The 18654-nt window shown below is 62.7% G+C and carries 17 protein-coding genes; 8 read left to right on the top strand and 9 right to left on the bottom strand.

Annotation, left to right across the window (positions count from 1 at the left end; genetic code table 11):
* Positions 1 to 96: 96 nt before the first annotated feature.
* Complete coding sequence (locus tag BCL67_RS00005) at positions 97 to 459, bottom strand: hypothetical protein (RefSeq protein WP_106121433.1); 363 nt, start codon at positions 457 to 459, stop codon at positions 97 to 99.
* Positions 460 to 620: 161 nt separating this feature from the next.
* Complete coding sequence (locus BCL67_RS00010) at positions 621 to 1220, bottom strand: prepilin-type N-terminal cleavage/methylation domain-containing protein (RefSeq protein ID WP_106121434.1); 600 nt, start codon at positions 1218 to 1220, stop codon at positions 621 to 623.
* Positions 1221 to 2189: 969 nt separating this feature from the next.
* Here BCL67_RS00010 and BCL67_RS00015 point away from each other — a divergent pair.
* The 8 genes from BCL67_RS00015 (at position 2190) to BCL67_RS00055 (ending at position 11847) form a co-directional block, all read left to right on the top strand.
* The gene (locus tag BCL67_RS00015) at positions 2190 to 3389 is read left to right on the top strand and encodes a hypothetical protein (RefSeq protein ID WP_146131033.1); all 1200 of its coding nucleotides are present in this window, start codon (positions 2190 to 2192) and stop codon (positions 3387 to 3389) included.
* 438 nt (positions 3390 to 3827) lie between these two features.
* Positions 3828 to 4421 (top strand): recombinase family protein, encoded by a 594-nt coding sequence (locus BCL67_RS00020; RefSeq protein ID WP_106121436.1) that lies wholly within the window; start codon positions 3828 to 3830, stop codon positions 4419 to 4421.
* Positions 4418 to 4678 (top strand): hypothetical protein, encoded by a 261-nt coding sequence (locus BCL67_RS00025; RefSeq protein ID WP_146131034.1) that lies wholly within the window; start codon positions 4418 to 4420, stop codon positions 4676 to 4678. Before BCL67_RS00020 ends, BCL67_RS00025 begins: the two co-directional genes overlap by 4 nt.
* Positions 4675 to 5058, top strand: coding sequence for a hypothetical protein (locus tag BCL67_RS00030; RefSeq protein ID WP_106121438.1), 384 nt, complete (start codon positions 4675 to 4677; stop codon positions 5056 to 5058). The genes BCL67_RS00025 and BCL67_RS00030 overlap by 4 nt, the downstream gene beginning before the upstream one ends.
* A gap of 73 nt (positions 5059 to 5131) precedes the next feature.
* Positions 5132 to 6601, top strand: coding sequence for a HEPN domain-containing protein (locus tag BCL67_RS15130; RefSeq protein WP_146131035.1), 1470 nt, complete (start codon positions 5132 to 5134; stop codon positions 6599 to 6601).
* Positions 6602 to 7364: 763 nt separating this feature from the next.
* The gene (locus tag BCL67_RS00045; RefSeq protein ID WP_106121441.1) at positions 7365 to 8354 is read left to right on the top strand and encodes an aldo/keto reductase; all 990 of its coding nucleotides are present in this window, start codon (positions 7365 to 7367) and stop codon (positions 8352 to 8354) included.
* 63 nt (positions 8355 to 8417) lie between these two features.
* On the top strand, positions 8418 to 10016 hold the full coding sequence (locus BCL67_RS00050; protein WP_106121442.1) for an NAD-dependent epimerase/dehydratase family protein: 1599 nt from the start codon (positions 8418 to 8420) through the stop codon (positions 10014 to 10016).
* A gap of 151 nt (positions 10017 to 10167) precedes the next feature.
* Positions 10168 to 11847, top strand: a complete 1680-nt coding sequence (locus BCL67_RS00055; protein WP_106121443.1) for a catalase — start codon at positions 10168 to 10170, stop codon at positions 11845 to 11847.
* 138 nt (positions 11848 to 11985) lie between these two features.
* On the opposite strand, the gene BCL67_RS00060 is transcribed toward BCL67_RS00055, so the two are convergent.
* The 7 genes from BCL67_RS00060 to BCL67_RS00090 form a co-directional block, all read right to left on the bottom strand.
* On the bottom strand, positions 11986 to 12243 hold the full coding sequence (locus BCL67_RS00060; RefSeq protein ID WP_106121444.1) for a DUF7218 family protein: 258 nt from the start codon (positions 12241 to 12243) through the stop codon (positions 11986 to 11988).
* A gap of 45 nt (positions 12244 to 12288) precedes the next feature.
* Positions 12289 to 13179 (bottom strand): SDR family oxidoreductase, encoded by an 891-nt coding sequence (locus BCL67_RS00065; RefSeq protein WP_106121445.1) that lies wholly within the window; start codon positions 13177 to 13179, stop codon positions 12289 to 12291.
* 65 nt (positions 13180 to 13244) lie between these two features.
* Entirely contained in the window at positions 13245 to 14432 is a 1188-nt protein-coding gene (locus BCL67_RS00070) for an alcohol dehydrogenase catalytic domain-containing protein (protein ID WP_106121446.1), read from the bottom strand.
* A 130-nt stretch (positions 14433 to 14562) separates the two neighbouring features.
* A complete protein-coding gene (locus BCL67_RS00075) occupies positions 14563 to 14985 on the bottom strand; it encodes a DUF3054 domain-containing protein (RefSeq protein ID WP_106121447.1) in 423 nt (140 codons plus the stop codon).
* Positions 14986 to 14994: 9 nt separating this feature from the next.
* Positions 14995 to 15663, bottom strand: coding sequence for a cyclodeaminase/cyclohydrolase family protein (locus BCL67_RS00080; protein ID WP_106121448.1), 669 nt, complete (start codon positions 15661 to 15663; stop codon positions 14995 to 14997).
* Between the two features lie 52 nt (positions 15664 to 15715).
* Entirely contained in the window at positions 15716 to 17227 is a 1512-nt protein-coding gene (locus BCL67_RS00085) for an NAD-dependent succinate-semialdehyde dehydrogenase (RefSeq protein ID WP_106121449.1), read from the bottom strand.
* Positions 17228 to 17254: 27 nt separating this feature from the next.
* Positions 17255 to 18652: a solute carrier family 23 protein gene (locus BCL67_RS00090; RefSeq protein WP_146131036.1), complete on the bottom strand. Its 1398-nt coding sequence runs from the start codon at positions 18650 to 18652 to the stop codon at positions 17255 to 17257.
* Positions 18653 to 18654: the final 2 nt, after the last annotated feature.

The following is an 18654-nucleotide window of genomic DNA, read 5'->3' on the forward strand; positions in this document are numbered from 1 at the left end:
GCACACCATCACCGGCCTCGACGCCCGCTATCGCCGGACCCGAGTGCTGGCCCCGGAACGCACGACCAGTGGACCCCAGCGAAGCCAATATTCAGCTCATGCTCTCTCCGCCTCCCAGGCGCTTAGCTGTGCATCTATGCGCACATCCATCCATGCCGGGAAATCTTCGTAATCCAGCGCCGCGAGTTCTTCTGCTTCCAAGCTTCTGTTCAGTTCTTCCCAGACCCCAGGCACCCAGGCTTCGAGGGGTTCGGAGTCTTCTGGGAGCTTCTCTCGGAAGGCTGTGAGCGTTTCTAAGAGGGCATCTACATCTGAGCGGGTGAGTTCCAGCACTTCAATAGTGCTGCGCTCCTGGGGCTCTCTGGCGGTTGCGCAAATAGCTTCCATGGTGGCATCCCACTCTTCGCGGCTGCGTGCGAGAGATTCGTGTTCGTAGGCTTCCTGTTCGTGTGTGCTCATGGCTGTTCTCCGTGGTTGTGGGCTCACCGGCTTTCTAACGTGTTCGAGTATTTTGCCAACGGGCGCAAAAAAGCCCCGGTGGGTCAGATTTCACCGGGGCTTTTCTACGTATGCGGTATACATAACGCGGGACTGAATCCGCTGGTTCTAATATCGGAGGGCTATGAGCATTTCAGCCGTACCGGTTCCAGCGTCTCGCCGTCAGCAGTGGTCAGCGTGGCAGTCGCAAAGTCCGTGCTGTCCGCAATGTTCTTGTTCGAGAAGAGATGGTCTCGTTTCATAACGTTCCCTGTGGTGAGCCCTGTATAGCCCACTCGGAGGCTCAGCGTGGAGCCAGCCGGAGCAGTCCATGACACGAACACGTTCCCGTTAGCGCGCTTGGAGCAAGTCAGAAGCTTCACGTTCTCACCGGGGCACTGAGAGCCCACATCCTTGTAGATTTCTCTGTCGTCGTTCCACATCACGCGGAGGCACGAGGTGTCGGCGTATCTGTCCGCCCACTCGAACCAGAAGTCTTGATGCTTGCGCCGCAGCTCGTTCATTGCCTGAGAGCGGTAGTAGATGTCATCGGGTTCATCGTTCAACGTGAACTCTTGAAGCACGGTGCGTGCGGTGCTGTCCACGGCGGCTTGCTTCGCCTGAGTTTGAAAGCCGTTGTAGAGCGGCACGGCGATGGCTGCGATCACGGCGATGATGATTACAACAACGATTAGTTCTATCAGTGTGAAGCCGGTGTCAGTGGTCACGTTCCTTTCTTTCATGGTGTTTCTCCTGCTTGGGGTTGTGCTGGTTTTCTAACGGCGCACGGGAGTACATAGGGAAAAGAAAAAAGAAACGGGGCGGATATGCGGGGTGTGTGGTGCCCTCAGGCTTAGCAACTTTCTACGCGGCGCGGAGACTGTCAGAGACTCCAAGGGCTTCCCGAAAGCTCTACGGTGTTCGGCGGTGCGGCTGTTACATAGGCGGTGTTCCCCCGTACAACGCGCCAGAGCACCTGAATGTTGCCCCGTGCTATTCACTCGTTCTTCCATGCCGGGAAGCGCTTCTGCGTGTTCACAGTTGTTGGCACCGTGGGCATTGTGTGCAGTGGTGGCATGTGTCCATGTCTGCAAAGTGCTGGTGTTCAGTTCCGGGCTCGGGCTGGAATGTGCTGGTTCTCAGATGCCGGCATCGGTGGCATCGGTGGCATCGGAGTGTGTGTTCTCAGATTCTCGTTCTCAGTGCTTACCCGGTAGCAAGCTGTGTGTTCACAGTTGTTGGCGGCGTTAGCAATGTGGAGGTTCACAGATTGGAGCTTGGGGCTTCAATGTTGTGGTTCTCAGTTCTTGCTCTGTGCTCTGTGATGTGTGGTCGGTTTCAACGGCAGCGGCGGTGAGTAGGTGGTTTCTTGATATGGCGGCGTCAGTGGTCATGTCTCTTTGGGGGTTGGGTGGGATCAGATAGCGGCGGGGTGCGTGTGTCTCGGGAAGGTGCCCTCTTTTTGCTCTTCGCCGTCCGGTGGATCGGTAGGGGGTGGGTACGTGGAGGCGACCCCCGTCGTTTCTCTGAGAGTTGTGTGCGTGTTTTTGGAGTCCTCACGGAGCTTCGTGCGCGTTTTCCCTGAGCGCTCACAGAGTTTTGTGCGCGTTCTATCTCGGGTGCTCACGGAGTTGTGTGGGCGCTTCGTGTTAGATACCACTGCGAAGCCCTCGAAGCATTTCGAGCAGCAAGCACCCCAGGAGGGAACGATCATGAGCGAAGGGAACCCATTTAGCACCAAGACAGGCGCAGCACGAAGCATGCCCAAGGTGGCACCGCAGCCGAAGGCGGCACAGAGCATGCCTCCACAGAAGCCGAAACCGACAGCAGCGCAGAAGTCGAGAGCAGGAGCAACACGGGTGCAGCATGCGGCAGCCCCGAAGCCTCAGACGCCAGTTCTGAACGCAGTTGCCGTGGAAGAAGCGAAGCAAGAAAGAGCCAATCCTGCACCACTCACCGAGAACGAAGTCGGAGACTTGGGCAAGGTTGGCAAGGACGGAGTGTTCTACCCCAAGGGGTGGAACAAGAAGAAGAAGAGCGTGCGCAAGTTCTACGGAGAGCAAGATTTTCTCGTTCTCGCGTTGTGCGCGCTTGCCGGGGTTATTACCAAGCGAATGGCTTTCCAGCTTCTGGGGGTGAAAGAAACCACGGCATACAACAGACTGGGCGCTCTCGTGCGCTCGGGAATGCTGGAAGCCGTTCAGGTGCCACCTACACAGGTGTATGTGTTGAAGCGCAAGGCACTGAGCCTCCTGAACTCCTACGGTTTTGAGGAAGAGCACGCAACGCTGATGACCGCCGAACAGGTGTTCGGCGGGAGAGAAACGAAGCACATTTTGGCGCGTGGGCAGTGGTTGGCTTCCACCATTGCCGCTATGCCAGAGGAAGACCGACTGCCCTACCTCACCGGGGAGAGCGGCGAGAGTGGCTTCTTCATTTCAGAGACGGCTATCAAGGCGGATGCCCTCACAGTGTGGGGAAAGGAAGACGGGGCTATTCAACGTGTGGGCGCAGTGCGGAGCGCACAGAGTTCGTGGAGGGCTTCTGGGCACTCCGAGGATTACTTGTTGGAGAACCTGCGTGCGTTTCAGTATTGCCAGAGCATTGACCGGCTCGGCAGACCGGACGGGGTTGTTTTCGACGGCGAAGGCAGGCACGCCGCTATCGAGATTGAGACAAGCAGGAAGAGCACGCCGGAGTATGACCGGATTCTCGGGTTCTTCGCCCAAGAGAACAACGGCAGCCCCTTCGCTGGGGTCATCTATGTGGTGACCGAAGAGAAAGTGGAGCGCGCGATAAAGCGCAGCAAGTTCTACGAGGAGCTTGCCGCACAGAACATCGTTCAGATACAGCGGTTGAAGAACGCTTACGGCGAAGAGGTACGCTCCACCCGCGACGTGTGGAAGCTCTGAGTTAGATATTCACCCAAGAGAAGTTCCTCCTTCTTGGGTTGACAAGAGCCCCGGTGAACCAAGCGTTCACCGGGGCTCTTGCTATGAGGTCAAGCCTCAGTGGGACTGCTCCTTGTGCTCAGCCAGCCCTTTACCGCCAGCCGACCGGATCTTCTTGGTGCTGCCCTTTGAGAGCTTCACCGCGTCCTTGCTTGCTTTCCGAGAACCTTTGCCCGGCACGTAATCACCCCCTCCCTATATCACATCCCATGATATCAGGCGAGTAGAACATATCTGCTATGACGTCCTGAGTCGAATAGCACATAGCTTCGACTGCCCATCAGGGTATAGCGCGCTGGGCACTGCTGGTTAGAAACCATAGTGCGCCCAATGAAGTTCATTGCGCGGCTGTTGGGCACATGTGCCAAGCAGATCTAAACCCTATTGGGAGGAAGGAACATGAAAGTTGCATACATAAGAGTTTCGAGCACTTCGCAGAACCCGGCACGGCAGCGAGAAGCCATAGGCGAAGTTGAGAGAGTGTTTGAAGACAAACTCAGCGGCAAGAACCGCCAGCGCCCAGCACTGCGGGAAATGATTGATTTCGTGCGTGAGGGTGATGAGGTCGTTATTGCCAGCATTGACCGCCTGGCGCGCAGCCTTGCAGACCTCTTCGGGATCGTTGAAGAACTCACGGGAAAAGGCGTGCGTGTCCGGTTCCTGAAAGAGAACCTGCTCATTAGCAACGAAGAGCAGGATTTCACCGGCAGGTTGGTTCTCTCTATTTTTGGTGCCATCGCAGAGTTCCAGCGCAAAGTTATTCGGGAACAACAAGCAGAAGGTATAGCAGTCGCGAAGCGAACCGGAAAGTACGCGAAGCCGGGGGCTCTAAGTGTGGAACAAGTGGCACAAGCTGAGGCATTGGTTTCTCAGGGCATACCCAAGGCAGAAGTGGCGCGGAGGTTAGGCGTGGGCAGAGAAACTCTCAGAACGGCTCTGAACCGTGCTGGCGCATATGCCTCCATGCCGAAAGCTGAGGGGGTGGCGGCATGAGGGTGTGCCACGGGCTCGGCGCAGCAGCCATGGTTTCCGAGCATGAAGAAGATTTTCCCCAGTGCTGTTTGCTGGTGGGGAACCCAGAAGAGCAGCGCGTTCACAGGAAGTACCTGCTGGTTGTTGGGCGCAAGTGCCGGTTCTGCGGCATCTTGAAGGTTATTACCAAGTGCCGCTTCAACATGTTCACCGGGCGTTTGGAAGAAGTGGTGTTGCCCGAATACAACGGCATGTTGGTTTCGGAGGTTGAGCAATGAATATTGGCGAGTATGACCAGATGCTTGCGGAGATGCTGAACGGTGCGGAACTCAGGTGGCACCTGATAGTGCGTGCGGAAGCCGAGAAGCGCGAGCTGAGGTTCCCGGAAGCCGAACTGCGCCCGGTGCTGGCTGAGTACATGGCAGGGCACTTCGTGCTTACCTGGCAGCTCTGGCGGCACAAGGTGGTTCTGCTGGCACGAGCGAGGGCGAACGGGGAGCTGGGGCAAGAGCACGTGGAAGCCAACATGTGGGCGCTCTACGTGGAAATGAGCGAAGCCGCGCGCACCGAGTTCGAGCACTACATAGACCTTCGGTTGTTGGAAGGGGTGTGCGTTTCGGTGCACTGCGGGTGTGGCACGGACTGGCGGGAGGTGTAGAGCAGCACGACGAAGAGCCCCGCTGGGTTGAGTTCCAGCGGGGCTCCCTTGTGCCCGTGCGTAGACTTTTCTCATGGCGATGCGAAAGTTCCCTCTTACTGACACGGACTCTCTCGGGCAGTTCTCAATGGTCAGCCCCGACGGTGAAATACAAACGGAAGTTGTCACAGGGACACTCAGGCTGGTTGATACAGAGGTGACCCTCGAAGTCAGTCCAGAGATCACGCCCATGATGGAGTATCACAAGGCTCCTAATGGAATGATTATTGGTCAGCCGAGAGCAAGTGAGCCCGCCGGTTTCACGGTCATTGGATCGCTGGCTATGACCCCAAGATTGGTTTCACTTTGGGGAACAGACATAGTCCGCACTACACGAGTTGACTTCGCAGCACCCGGAGAACTTGCCTCCGGAAATCAGGAAATGCGTGTGAGGTGGTGCCTTACGGGAGACGCCCTTCGTGACCCCGGCATGCTGTTCGATACTGCGTACTTGGACATCACGAATCTCCATGACTGGACTGCCAACTCCTACTTCACACGGACGATATCGAACTCCCACAATGGGATGCCACAGACGTGGACGCTCGATTTCCCTGAACGCGAATCGATCGCACTCCGAGACGGAGGCGAACTATCACTCTCAGCTCACGCACGAACCTCTGCGCCCTCCATAGGTGGGTTCGACGCACAGACGAATACCAAGGCAAAAATCGTCCTTCAACCAGGGGCTCCACTTGAAACGATAATGACCGAGTTCGCCACACCCCTGGAATCACTGATGACTATTCTCTCTGGCAAGAGAAGCCCCATACGTGGGGTTCAGTTGAGAAAGGGGGAGGAAACGGCGGTGGACGCCTACGGGATTGGCGTAGACGCTTCTGCCCCACAGTCCTCGGGCGAACTGCTGTTGCGGAAGGGGGATGTAGAACAGAGCCTGTTGGTCAACTGGCTGGGAGAAGCTGACCTACTCTCTCCGGTACCCCAGATCCTGGCGTCCGTATGGGCTGGCTCCATACCAACAGCCGAAACGGAATCGCTGACTCTTGCGACGACCACAGAAGCACTCCACGAACTGCTGTACCCGAAAGAAGAGCGTTTTACCGCCGAAGAGATTCAGGAGTCCAAGACAGCTATCGAAGCCGCAGAGATGCCCCCGAAGATCAAACAGTCACTCACGGGTGCATTGAACAACTACCGGTATGGGAAGCCCTACAAGCAGCGAGTAGAAGTGTTGGCGGAACCAGTGGCGAAGGCAGTGCCATCATGTATCGGCGATCTATCCAAGTGGAGAAACGCGGTTGTAGATGCCCGTCACCGACTGGCACACGGTGCCACGGGGGCTATCGGCGAGCCGGAGGAGTTCTTCCGCTTGGTGGCACTCACTCGATCCTTGCGCTGGATGCTTACCTTTCGGCTACTGCTTCACTGCGGAGTCTCGGCAGAAGAGCTTGGTGCGGCAGCGGCTCGCAGCGACAGATATAGGAAAGATCGCCGGAAGTGGGAACACTTCTGGACGAAGATCTACGCCACCGAAACTGAATAGTGTCGGTGGACTCAGCGCCAGCCGCGCTCTTGTCTGGGAGTCTCCGTGTAGCAAAACGACCTAACTAACGTCTCGCCATGGGCTCGACTCAGTCTCGCAAGCTGTCTGGGTTGCCGCGCTCGTAGGTCTCCAAGAAGTCATCGATGTGCCGAGCGTGACTGTGGTTGGCATCTGTGGGAACCCAAAAGAACTCGTAGCCGTCAAGGCGTGCTGACCGCAGATCCTCGGCGACCATGTCCAGGTAGTAGGGGAGTGACTCTCTACTCCCGTTGTGCTCGATGTCGTATTTGAGCGTGCGCCAAGAGCCTTGCTCAGCAGCAGCCGGCTCTGACTCGTGAACAAGCGTCCACTGAGTCCGACGGATTGGTAGGGGTTCCATAAAGTCCTCTCGTTGGTCGGGCTCTCACACTACGGCGACCGCCGAGAAACTGAAACGGCGTTGGCAAGATAACCGTATGAGAAACTTTCAAAGCGGTGCCAATCGCTACACGGAATGCTACATACGGCGGTAAAACCGCTAAATACCGGTGAATACGGGGGTGTTTCGAATCCCCTTACCTCCACCAGAGTGGGTCAGGTCCGGAGTCCGCACAGGACTCCGGACCTTTTTCGTGTGCCCACCCGGCTCGGCGCTGAGGAGCGTGTTGTTCTCTGTCAAGCCGGTGCGCACATACCCGTGAGGTGTCAGTGGCATGTCGGTGGCGGGTTCCCGGGCAGGAGTAAGGTGGAGGCAGACGTCACACCCACTCTCGGAGGTTCTCCCATGCAGCATCGTGTCCTCGGCCGCACCGGCCGCGAAGTGTCCACCATCGGTCTCGGCACCTGGCAGTTCGGCGGAGACTTCGGTCGCGTCGAGGAAGCCGATGCCAACGCCGTGATGGATGCCGCAGCCGAGCACGGCGTCACCATCTTCGACACTGCAGACGTCTACGGCGACGGCCTCTCCGAGCAGCTGATCGGCAAGTGGCTGACCAAGAACCCGGAATGGACGGGCCTGGTCGCCACCAAGATGATCCGCCGCGCCGAAGCACCCAGCCTGGCACACGCCACCGCCGAGAACTTCCAGGCCTGGATCGATCGATCCCGGAAGAACCTCGGCCGAGACACCCTGGACCTGGTGCAGCTGCACTGCCCCGATGACGACGTCTTCAGCTCAGACGCCGTCTTCGATCGTCTGGATGCCCTGGTCGAATCGGGTGCCATCGCGCACTACGGGGTCAGCGTGGAGACCGTGGACCAGGCGCTGAGCGCCATCGCCCGCCCCAATGTCGCCTCGGTGCAGATCATCCTCAACGCCTTCCGACAGAAGCCCCTGGAGAAGGTGCTGCCGGCGGCGAAGGAAGCCGGAGTCGGGATCATCGCGCGCGTCCCGCTCGCCAGCGGTCTGCTCAGCGGGCGCTACACGAAGGACACCACCTTCGAAGACACCGATCACCGCAGCTACAACCGCTCCGGTGAGGCCTTCGACATCGGCGAGACCTTCTCCGGAGTGGACTTCGGCACCGGTGTCGAGGCGGCCGCGCAGTTCTCCGAGCTCGCCGAGCAGGAAGGGCTGAAGCCGACGACGGCGGCGCTTGCCTGGATCATCCAGTCCTCCGGCGTGAGCACCGTCATCCCCGGGGCGCGCAACGCCGAACAGGCCCGCCAGAACGCCGAGGCAGGTTCCGCACCTCAGCTCTCGGACGATTTCCGCGCCGCCGTGCGGAAGCTCTACGCCGACAAGATCGCTCCCTCGGTCCACGAACGCTGGTGAATCCCGCCGCAGGGACGTCCCGCACTGAGCACCCAGACCAGACACCACCGAGCAGGAGAACCTATGCGCATCGCCGTCATCGGAGCCACGGGCAACGTCGGAACAGCGGTGCTGCGCCACCTCAGCACCCGTCCTGAGGTGGACAGCGTGCTGGGGATCGCGCGGCGACTCCCTGACACCGATGCCGCACCGTACGCAGAGGCGCAGTGGCAGCGCGCGGACATCCAGTACCCGGAGGTCGTGCCGGATCTGGCGAAGGCGCTCTCGGGCTGCGACGCGGTGATCCATCTGGCCTGGTTGATCCAGCCCAACACTCAGCGCAGCGTGCTGCGTCGAGTGAATGTGAACGGCACCCGGCACGTGCTCGACGCGGCGGCCCAGGCAGGGGTGCGCCACGCCGTCGTCGCCTCCTCGGTCGGGGTCTACTCCCCGGCCGAGGACGACGTGGCCCACGATGAGCAGTGGCCCACCGAGGGCATCCCCGGGTCTCACTACAGCGAGGACAAGGTCGCCCAGGAGCGCGTCATGGACGAGTTCCTGGCCGAGCATCCAGACTTCACCCTCGCCCGGCTGCGCCCGGGGCTGGTCTTCCAGCGCGCGGCAGGATCGGAGATCCAGCGCTACTTCGCCGGCCAGATGGCACCGGTGCAGCTCCTGCAGCTCCTCCGGCCCCCGGTGGTCCCGGTACCTGGCGGCATCCGTACCCAGGCGGTGCACGCAGATGACCTGGCCGCGGCCTACGCACAGGCCGCGATCCTCGGCGCCGAGGGCGCCTTCAACATCTGCGCCGATGACCTGCTCGACGGGGACGCCATCACGAAGGTCGTCTCGGGCGACAAGACTTCCGGACTGAAGCTTCCACTGCCTGGCGCAGCGCTGCGTCCGCTGATCAAGGCCGCGCACCGGGCTCGGATCCTTCCGACGGACGAGGGCTGGCTGGACATGGGGCTGCACGTCCCGGTGATGGACAGCTCCCGGGCCAAGAAGGAACTCCAGTGGGCACCGGCCTACTCGGGTGCGCAGGCGCTGGAGGAGCTCGTCGAGGGCATGGCCGCAGGCGTCGGTGCCGCGTCCGTGCCGCTGCGCCCCCGGAACCTCGACGAGTCCGAGCGGCCCGAGCTTCCCGGCGCCGAGCACGAGATCGGTGAAGAGGTGGACGCCCTGCTGCTGCGTCAGTACATGGCCGACCACCTGGCCGGGGCCACGGCCGGAACGAACCGGATCAAGCGGATGGCGGCGGACTATGTTGACACCCCGGTCTTCCCGGAGATCTCCGAGGTCGCCGAGGCCATCCGGCGTGAACGCGGCTTCCTGGTCAAGCTCATCCAACGTCAGGGCTTCCCCACCTCCCCTGCCTCCACCACCATCGCCTGGATGGGGGAGCGGGTCGGCCGGCTCAAGCCCAACGGCCGTCTCCCCGGCGGACGCTCTCCCTCCACTCTGGTGGTCGAGGCGGAGATGATGATCACGGCCGTGACGGGCAAGCTGCATGGGTGGAAGGTGATGCGGGACCACGCCGACGCGCTCGGGGTCGATCCGCAGGTGTTCGAGGGCCTGATCCTGGATGCCGAGAACCAGCGGGAGCAGCTGGAGTCGGTCCACGAATACGCGCGCCATCGGGCGTTCCGGAAGGACCGCCGCACCTTCGAGAAGACACGCTGAGCGACTAGTTCTGAACTACTCGTAATAACTAGTTGATCTTGCTAAGCTCAAAGGGTCCACCCCACAGGCCTGCTCGTGAAGAGTCAGGCTCGTCAGAGCGCCCTTCCGTCCACGACGCAAGGGACCTGGCTGCAGCGAAGAGGAGAGCGAATTGGCACAGACCGATCCGATCCTGACCACTCGACAGGGCCACCCTGTCGCCAATAACCAGAACCAGCGCACCGTGGGCAACCGCGGACCCGCCACGCTGGAGAACTACCAGTTCCTCGAGAAGATCAGCCACTTCGACCGGGAGCGCATCCCGGAGCGCGTGGTCCACGCGCGTGGATTCGTCGCCTACGGCGAGTTCGAGGCCACCGGCATGATCGGTGATGAGCCGGCGTCGAAGTACACCCGCGCCAAGCTCTTCCAGGAGGCTGGCAAGAAGACCGACCTGGCCATCCGCTTCTCCACCGTCATCGGCGGCCGTGACTCCTCCGAGGCGGCCCGCGACCCCCGCGGCTTCGCCGTGAAGTTCTACACCGAGGACGGCAACTGGGACCTCGTGGGCAACAACCTGCCCGTGTTCTTCATCCGCGACGCGATCAAGTTCCCCGACGTGATCCACTCGCTGAAGCCGGATCCCGTCACCTTCCGCCAGGAGCCCAACCGCATCCTGGACTTCATGAGCCAGACTCCCGAGTCGATGCACATGCTGACTCACCTCTTCAGCCCCCGTGGCATCCCGGCGACCTACCGCCACATGGAGGGCTTCGGCGTCAACACCTACAAGATGGTCAACGCCGAGGGCGAGACCGTCCTGGTGAAATACCACTTCCACCCGCGCGCCGGCGTGGCTTCGATGACTGAGGCTGAGTCTGCCAAGGTGCAGGGCCAGGACCTGGGCCACGCGTCGAAGGACCTCTTCGAGGCGATCGAACGCGGCGACTTCCCGCAGTGGGACGTCCACGTCCAGATCATGGAAGATCATGATCACCCCGAGCTCGGCTGGGATCCGCTGGATGACACCAAGATCTGGCCCGAGGATCAGTTCCCGCTGCGCAAGATCGGCGTCATGACGCTGAACCGCAACGTGGAGGACCACCACAACGAGAACGAGCAGATCGCCATGGGTACCGGTGTCCTGGTCGACGGTCTCGACTTCTCGGACGACAAGATGCTGGTGGGACGCACGTTCTCCTACTCGGACGCCCAGCGCCACCGTGTGGGTGCGAACTACCTGCAGCTGCCGGTCAACCAGCCCAAGGGCCGTGACGGCAGGGTCTACACGAACCAGCGCGGGGGACTGATGTCCTTCGGCAACGACGTGCACCCCGAGCAGAACCCGCACGTGAACTACGAGCCGTCCATCCACAACGGACTGCACGAGTCACCCGAGCCGCAGCCGAACAACCCGCCAGCCGTGGGCGGACACCTGGTCCAGGCGAACCTGGATCGTCGCAACGACTATCTCCAGGCTCGGGGCCGCTACAACACCATCATGGACTGGGAGCGCGATGAGCTCATCAACGTACTCACCGGCATGCTCGAGCAGTCCGAGCGCGATGTTCAGGAGCGCATGGTCTGGCACTTCTTCATGATCCACGACGACTATGGTCAGCGGATCGCGAAGAACATCGGCCTCACCGTCGAGGACGTGAAGCACCTGCAGCCCCTCGCGGTGCAGAACTTCACCGAGGAGGAGGAACAGCGCCTCGCGAACCTCGGAAACAACGGCGACACCATTGATCCCGCTCCGTGGGGCTCCTGGACCGGTTCCGTGGAGAACCGCCAGGCCGCCGGAGAGGACGTGCTCGCCGGCAAGCTGGGAAGCCCCAGCTACAGCGAGTGACATCCCGCTGCCTCTGAGCACCAGCTGAGACAGTGATGGCCGGGAACCCCGCGGGGTTCCCGGCCATCACTGTCTGCGGATCGACATCGCGGGACAGCCTGAGCCCTGTTCGTCAGTGTCGCGCTTTCTCTACGCTGCTCAGTGGTTGCGCAGCGCGTCGATCAGTTCGTTCTTCTTGAGCTCCGAGTATCCGGTGAGGCCGAGCTCCTTGGCCCGGTCCCGCAGCTGGGCCACGGTCCGGTCCTCGTAGTTCGAGGCCTCCCCGCCCTTCTCGCCCTCGCTGCTGCGACCTTCTTTCGCGGCGGCGTTGGCGATGCGAGCAGACTTCTCCTTGGAGTTGCCCTCCTCGCGGAGGCGTTCGTAGAGCTCCTCATCCTTCACGCTTGACCGTGCCATGATGAGAATCCTTTCCTAAATCGAGCGGGTACGAGGCGCAGCGGGTCAGAATCCCTTGCCGCCGGTCACGGGAATGACCGAGCCGGAGACGTAGGAGGCCTCTTCGCTGGCGAGGTAGACGTACGCCCCGGCAAGCTCGGCTGGCTGCCCCGGTCGACCCAGGGGAGTGTCCTGACCGAACTGAGCAACACCGTCGAACCCGGTGGCAGGGATCAGCGGAGTCCAGATCGGACCCGGTGCCACCCCGTTGACTCGGACGCCCTTCTCGGCAAGCTCGGCCGCCATGGACTCGATGAAGGCGACCTGTGCTGCCTTGGACATCGCGTAGTCGAAGAGCTCCGGTTTGGGACCGACCGCCTGGATCGAGGTGGTCACGATGATCGACGCACCCGGGTTCAAGTGGGGCACCGCCTCGCGAGTGATCACGATGTGCGCGATCAGGTTCGTCTCGAAGACCTTGCGGACCTCTGCCGTGGGTGTCGAGTCGACGCCGTGGCGCGCCCGCTGATAGGCCGCGTTGAGGATCAGCACATCGATGCCGCCGAGGTCTTCGACAGTGCGGCGCACGATGCCCACTGCGGCGTCCTCCTCGGTGATGTCCACCGGGTAGGTCGCGCACTGTCGGCCGGTCTCGCGGACGTGCCGCGCGGAGACCTGGGCATCTTCCTCTTCCTCGGGGAGATAAGCGATCGCGATGTCGGAGCCCTCGCGGGCGAAGGCGATGGCGACCGCGCGACCGATGCCTGAGTCGCCGCCGGTGATCAGCGTCTTTCGACCCTTGAGCCGGCCGTGGCCGACCCAGCTCTCTTCACCGTGATCCGGTTCCGGACTTGTCTCACCGGTCAGCCCGGGCTGATCGGACTGCTCCTGCTCGGGGAGGTCGCTGTGCCGGTACTTGGTCCGGGGATCCTGCTGGGTGTACGGATCTGTCGTCATGACTGAATCCCTTCGAGAGTGATGGGTCGGGCCCGGGGGCCGACTCAGGCGGGTGATGCGCTCGCTCAGACCGCTGACTTGGTGGGATCCAGGACGACCTTGATGCAGCCGTCTTCCTTCTTCTGGAACATCTCGTAGGCGCCGGGGGCGTCGCTCAGCGGCAGGGTGTGCGTGATGAAGTCATCCACACCCAGCGGATCTGCGGGGTCCTCGAGAAGCGGCAGGATCTTGTCGACCCAGTTCTTCACGTTGGCCTGACCCATCTTGAAGGTGATCTGCTTGTCGAACATCGTGATCAGCGGGAGCGGGCTGGCCGCTCCGCCGTAGACGCCGCTCAGCGAGATCGTGCCGCCGCGGCGGACGAGCTCGATCGCGGAGTACAGGGCCGCCAGGCGGTCCACGCCCACGGTCTGCATCATCGCCTTGCCGGCTGCATCCGGGAGGAACTGCGCCGAGATCTGGGCCGCCTTGGCGATGGGGGAGCCGTGGGCTTCCATGCCCACTGCGTCCACGACGCCGTCGGGACCGCGGCCGCCGGTGGCCTCGCGGATCTGGTTCAGCGACTCTTCGCCGATGTCGAAGACCATGACTCCGTGTCGAGCAGCCATCTCGCGGCGCTCCGCCACGGGATCGATCGCGTAGACCTTCATGCCGTGGTGCTTGGCGATGCGTGCTGCGAACTGGCCGATGGGGCCGAGTCCGATGATCGCGATGCTGTCCCCGCGCTTGAGCCCGGTGTAGGCGACGCCCTGCCAGGCGGTGGGGATCACGTCGGAGAGGAAGAGGTAGCGGTGGTCCGGGAGCTCGTTGCCCACCTTGATCGGGCTGTAGTCGGCGTGGGGCACCCGGAGGTACTCCGCCTGGCCGCCCGGCACCGCACCGTACATCGCGGAGAAGCCGTAGAGTGCGGCCCCCATGCCCTGATCGCGGACCTGGGTGACCTCACACTGGGTCTGCAGGCCGCGCTGACACATGAAGCAGCTGCCGCAGGAGATCTGGAACGGGATGACGACCCGGTCACCGGCGGTGAGGTTCGAGTCGGGACCCGCCTCGACCACGCGGCCCATGGGCTCGTGGCCCAGGATGTCGCCGGGGGTCATGAAGGGGCCGAGCACCTCGTAGAGGTGGAGGTCAGAGCCGCAGATCGCGGTGGAGGTGACCTCGATGATGGCGTCGTTGCTCTGCTGGATCTGCGGATCCGGAACCGTCTCTACACTTACCTTGTGATGGCCCTGCCATGTCACTGCTTTCACGTCGCGTCTCCTCCAAAGTTCTGTTGCGAGGCATACCGGGGAGAAATGTCATTCTTCAATCCCTTAATCCCCCTTACAGTCTCTACGGTATCGACTACGACCTGGACGTGGGCTGAACGGGAGCCGTGCGTTAGCCCCGCTGCGTCGAGCGTAGGCGCAGGAGCCACCCGCTCAGCATCCGCCGACCGATCAACAGGATGCTCAGCACGCCTAGTGCCACAAGGACGAAGGACCATTCGGCGCCTCCGCTGCCGCTGAACACGCGCGCCGTCATACCCAGGGCCACGGTGCCGAGGATCACCAGGACGGCGTCTGGCCAGAGCCGCGAGGGATGACGCCAGAAGCGCACCGCCAGCGAGCTGATCAAGAGTCCGAGCAGAAACGGTGCGGCCGTGCCCGACACGTCAGCCAGTGCGAGTCCGCTCTCGTGGGAGCGGTTGCCCAGCGCGGCGAAGCCCACCACCAGGAGGCCGTCCAGCGCCAGGAGCAGCCAGGGGAGTGCGGCAGGGCCGCGGCGCGAGGATGCCACGTGCTGGGAGGGGGAGGAGCGCATGTGCCGAGTCTAGGACGCCCCGACCGGATCCGTCGGGGCAGCCCGGTGATCGATCGAGTCGGTGCACGCATCGATGCGTTCGATCGCGGTGGTGAGCGTCTCGACGCTGTCCCAGAGCCTGGGGTGCTCGGCGTGGATCTCGTCGAGCGTGGAGCCCGAGGACTTCAGCGTGGCCAGGTCGAAGCTGGCATTGGTCCGCGCGCCGGCGACGGCGGCCCGCAGGGCACCGAAGGCGACGACGACGTCGGCGATCACCGCCCGCTTGCCGTGCTCTGCCAGCCAGGACAGGTCATCGATCGCGGCGACGGCGTGGTGGCCGAGCTCGGCCGAGGACTGGGCCGCCCCGATGGCGGCCCGACGGATCGCCTCGTCGCGTTCTGGGCCGGGGTCCACCTTGAAGGCGGCACCGAAGGCACGAGAGGCGGTCGCGTCGTCGTCGGCCAGCTGCAGGGCTGACTCGCGCAGGGTCGCGGCTCGAGCCAGTATGGCGGCCAGCCGGTCCGCGCGCTCTGGGTCAGCCTCGGTGTACCCGGCGACCATCGAGGTCAGTGACGCTGCGATCGCCAGCATCACCCCGGCCCCGGCTCCGCCGCCCGGTGAACCGGTGGACTGGGACAGACCTACGGTCCATTCATCGACCGTCGACCGCTGCGTGGTGATCTTCTCGGCATCAGACATGGGCCCAGTGTGTCCTAGAACTGCGCGGAGCGAAACGCAGCCGGGCTCGGGCTCAGGCCGCTCTCCAGGGGTCCTCGATGCCCAGGTACTGGGTGGTGGTGTACTCAGCGATGCCTTCGGCCCCGCCCTCGCGACCCAGTCCCGACTGCTTGACCCCGCCGAAGGGGGCGGCTGCATTGGAGATCACTCCGACATTGACACCCACCAGGCCGAATTCGATGCGATCACCGATGCGGAGCCCGCGGGAGAAGTCTTCGGTGAACACGTAGGAGGCCAGGCCGTACTCGGTGGAGTTGGCGAGGGCCACCGCCTCATCCTCGTCACTGAAGGTCAGCACCGGGGCTACGGGGCCGAAGATCTCTTCACCAATGACTCGAGCCTCGGCGGGCACGTTGCGCAGCAGGGTCGGCTCGTAGAAGTAGCCGGGACCGTCCCCGCGTCGGCCACCGACGACGACCTCTGCACCGCGCGCCACGGCATCACTGACAAGCTGCTCCACGGAGTCCCGGGCCTTGGCATCGATCAGCGGCCCGACGTCGACCCGGTCATCCGTCCCAGAGCCCAGGGTCAGCGCGGACATCTGCTGGGCCAGCCTCGCCACGAACTCCTCAGCGATCGACTCGTGGACCAACAAGCGGTTGGCCGCGGTGCAGGCTTCCCCCATATTGCGCATCTTGGCCGCCATAGCACCGGCGACCGCCTTGTCGAGGTCTGCGTCTTCGAACACGAGCAGCGGGCCATTGCCCCCGAGCTCCATCGACGTGCGCAGCACGTTTTCGGCGGCGACCTTCATCAGATGCTTGCCCACTGCGGTGGACCCGGTGAACGAGATCTTGCGCAGTCGCGGATCGGACATGATCGGCTCTGAGACGGTCGCGGCCGAATCGGTGGGGATCACATTGAGCACACCTGCAGGCAACCCGGCGTCGATCATGATCTGGGCGAAGTAATTGGCGGTGAGCGGGGTCAGTGCGGCCGGTTTCAGGATCATGGTGCATCCGGCGGCGATGGCCGGAGCGACTTTGCGCGTGGCCATCGCCAGTGGGAAGTTCCACGGCGTGATCAGCAGACACGGGCCCACCGGCTTATGGGTGACCACCATCCGCAGGTTGCCCTCCGGGACCGGTGCGTAGCGTCCGTAGTCCCTGACCGCCTCTTCGGAGAACCAGCGCAGGAACTCTCCGCCGTAGACGACCTCGCCGTGCGCCTGAGCCAGAGGCTTTCCCATCTCCAGGGTCATCAGGAGGGCCAGGTCCTCGGAGCGTTCGTGGACGAGGTCGAAGGCTCGACGCAGGATCTCGGCTCGTACCCGTGTCGGAGTTCGGGCCCAGGACTCCTGGGCGTGCGCCGCCGCGTCCATGGCCGCCGAGGCATCGGCGGCGGTGGCCGAGGCCACGGTCGTCAAGATCTCACCTGTGGCCGGGTTCTCGACCTTGAAGGTGGAGCCGTCAGAGGACTTCTGCCACTGTCCATTGATCAACAGCCCGGTCGGGGTCCGCGCCAGCACAGCGGCGGCGCGTTCCTTCTCGGGAGCGGACGCTGGGTCCTTGTCCAAGATGCTCATGCGATTTCCTCTCGAGTAGTCAATTGGTCAGTCCTTCTCGGCAAACGTGCCGTCGTCCTCACCCACGAAGAATCGACGTCCGTAGATGACCGCGCACAGGAAGGCGCCGACGGCCAGACCCCAGCCCGCTCCCATGAGGGCCAGGGCGCCTGCTGTCACGCCGGCGATCCCGAGGTCGCGCTGGCTGCGGGCCTGCATGATGCCGATGCGCACACTGACGAAGGCTTGGATGAGGAGGGTCAGGGCGAGCGCGACACCGAGGATCGGCTCGACGAGCGTGACGATCGGCAGCAGGAGAAGTCCTGTGTTGGTGCCCCAGCGGAAGGATCCCATCCCGCCGTAGAGGTTCTTCATCGCCTTCTTGCCCTCTTTGTAGCGCTCGGTGACCACCACCAGCATCGCGGCCCAGACGGGTCCCGCCATCGCCACGTCGGGACCGATGACTCCCATCAGCGCATTGCGGGCTCCGAAGATCATGTGTGCACGGTCAGGGTTGTATTCGACCTTCTGGTCGGGCCGGGCCTTATCGGCTTCCTTCAGAACCGCGTCTGCCTGCAGCGAATCCCCGAAGACGACGATGTAGGTGGCCAGCACCGTGGGGATGGCCAGGAGGAACATCGACAACGGGGGCAGGCCGAGGCCGAACACGGTGTATTCCTGCCACAGGGTCATGAAGTCCGGCTGGATGAGTCCCCACTCGACATCGGACCATTCAGCTTCTCCAGCCAGGGGAGCGACGACCACCGCGACCAGGATGCACGGAAGCACGCCGAGCTTGCCGATCTGCATGGCAAACCTGTTGCGTCCCCGCCACGACGCGAAGCCGCGGGAATACATGAGGAAGAAGGCGAGTCCCACGGCGATCGTGATCGTGACGGGGAAGTCATGGAACTCCCCGCCCTCGGCGAAGATCCGCTGGACGGCGGCGATCCCGGCGCCCATGAGGACGCCCGCTTTGATGGCCGCCGGAATGGCCTTGACCACCCGTCTGGCCAGGCCGGTGACTCCGAGCATGATGGAGAAGAGCCCCAACAGGATCTGGAAGGAGATCAGGGCATGGATTCGTTCCTCGCCCTCCGGGAAGGTCTCACAGTACGCCATCACCAGCGGGATGGCAGGAGTGATCCAGCCTGGCACCACCGGGTCGCCCAGGAGGTGGTGGGTCAGGTAGAGCAGCCCGTTGAGAAGCACGACGGCGAGCGCGACCTCGAAGGGCATGCCCAAGAGGTTGACCATGAGGGGGATGGCCGCCAGGTCGACGGCGCACATGAAGAGCCCCTGGGTGTAGTCAGGCCACTCGATCCGATAGTGCACGAAGGGCAGCCGGACATCGAAGGGTCCCGCCTTCCAGTGCGGCGAGGTCGCCGGGTCCCGCGGCCCGTCATCCTCGGGAGTCGATCCAGTGTTCTGCAGGGTGTCTGACATGG

The sequence above is a fragment of the Nesterenkonia sandarakina genome (genome assembly GCF_003003175.1).
GTDB classification, from domain to species: Bacteria; Actinomycetota; Actinomycetes; order Actinomycetales; family Micrococcaceae; genus Nesterenkonia; species Nesterenkonia sandarakina_A.

Bases quoted from the DNA above. Each gene is read 5' to 3' on its own strand.
- BCL67_RS00060 (WP_106121444.1), bottom strand. From the start codon at position 12,243: ATGGCACGGTCAAGCGTGAAGGATGAGGAGCTCTACGAACGCCTCCGC.
- BCL67_RS00020 (WP_106121436.1), top strand. From the start codon at position 3,828: ATGAAAGTTGCATACATAAGAGTTTCGAGCACTTCGCAGAACCCGGCA.
- BCL67_RS00085 (WP_106121449.1), bottom strand. From the start codon at position 17,227: ATGAGCATCTTGGACAAGGACCCAGCGTCCGCTCCCGAGAAGGAACGC.
- BCL67_RS00090 (WP_146131036.1), bottom strand. From the start codon at position 18,652: ATGTCAGACACCCTGCAGAACACTGGATCGACTCCCGAGGATGACGGG.
- BCL67_RS00050 (WP_106121442.1), top strand. From the start codon at position 8,418: ATGCGCATCGCCGTCATCGGAGCCACGGGCAACGTCGGAACAGCGGTG.
- BCL67_RS00045 (WP_106121441.1), top strand. From the start codon at position 7,365: ATGCAGCATCGTGTCCTCGGCCGCACCGGCCGCGAAGTGTCCACCATC.
- BCL67_RS00025 (WP_146131034.1), top strand. From the start codon at position 4,418: ATGAGGGTGTGCCACGGGCTCGGCGCAGCAGCCATGGTTTCCGAGCAT.
- BCL67_RS00080 (WP_106121448.1), bottom strand. From the start codon at position 15,663: ATGTCTGATGCCGAGAAGATCACCACGCAGCGGTCGACGGTCGATGAA.
- BCL67_RS00010 (WP_106121434.1), bottom strand. From the start codon at position 1,220: ATGAAAGAAAGGAACGTGACCACTGACACCGGCTTCACACTGATAGAA.
- BCL67_RS00015 (WP_146131033.1), top strand. From the start codon at position 2,190: ATGAGCGAAGGGAACCCATTTAGCACCAAGACAGGCGCAGCACGAAGC.
- BCL67_RS00075 (WP_106121447.1), bottom strand. From the start codon at position 14,985: ATGCGCTCCTCCCCCTCCCAGCACGTGGCATCCTCGCGCCGCGGCCCT.
- BCL67_RS15130 (WP_146131035.1), top strand. From the start codon at position 5,132: ATGGCGATGCGAAAGTTCCCTCTTACTGACACGGACTCTCTCGGGCAG.
- BCL67_RS00005 (WP_106121433.1), bottom strand. From the start codon at position 459: ATGAGCACACACGAACAGGAAGCCTACGAACACGAATCTCTCGCACGC.
- BCL67_RS00065 (WP_106121445.1), bottom strand. From the start codon at position 13,179: ATGACGACAGATCCGTACACCCAGCAGGATCCCCGGACCAAGTACCGG.
- BCL67_RS00030 (WP_106121438.1), top strand. From the start codon at position 4,675: ATGAATATTGGCGAGTATGACCAGATGCTTGCGGAGATGCTGAACGGT.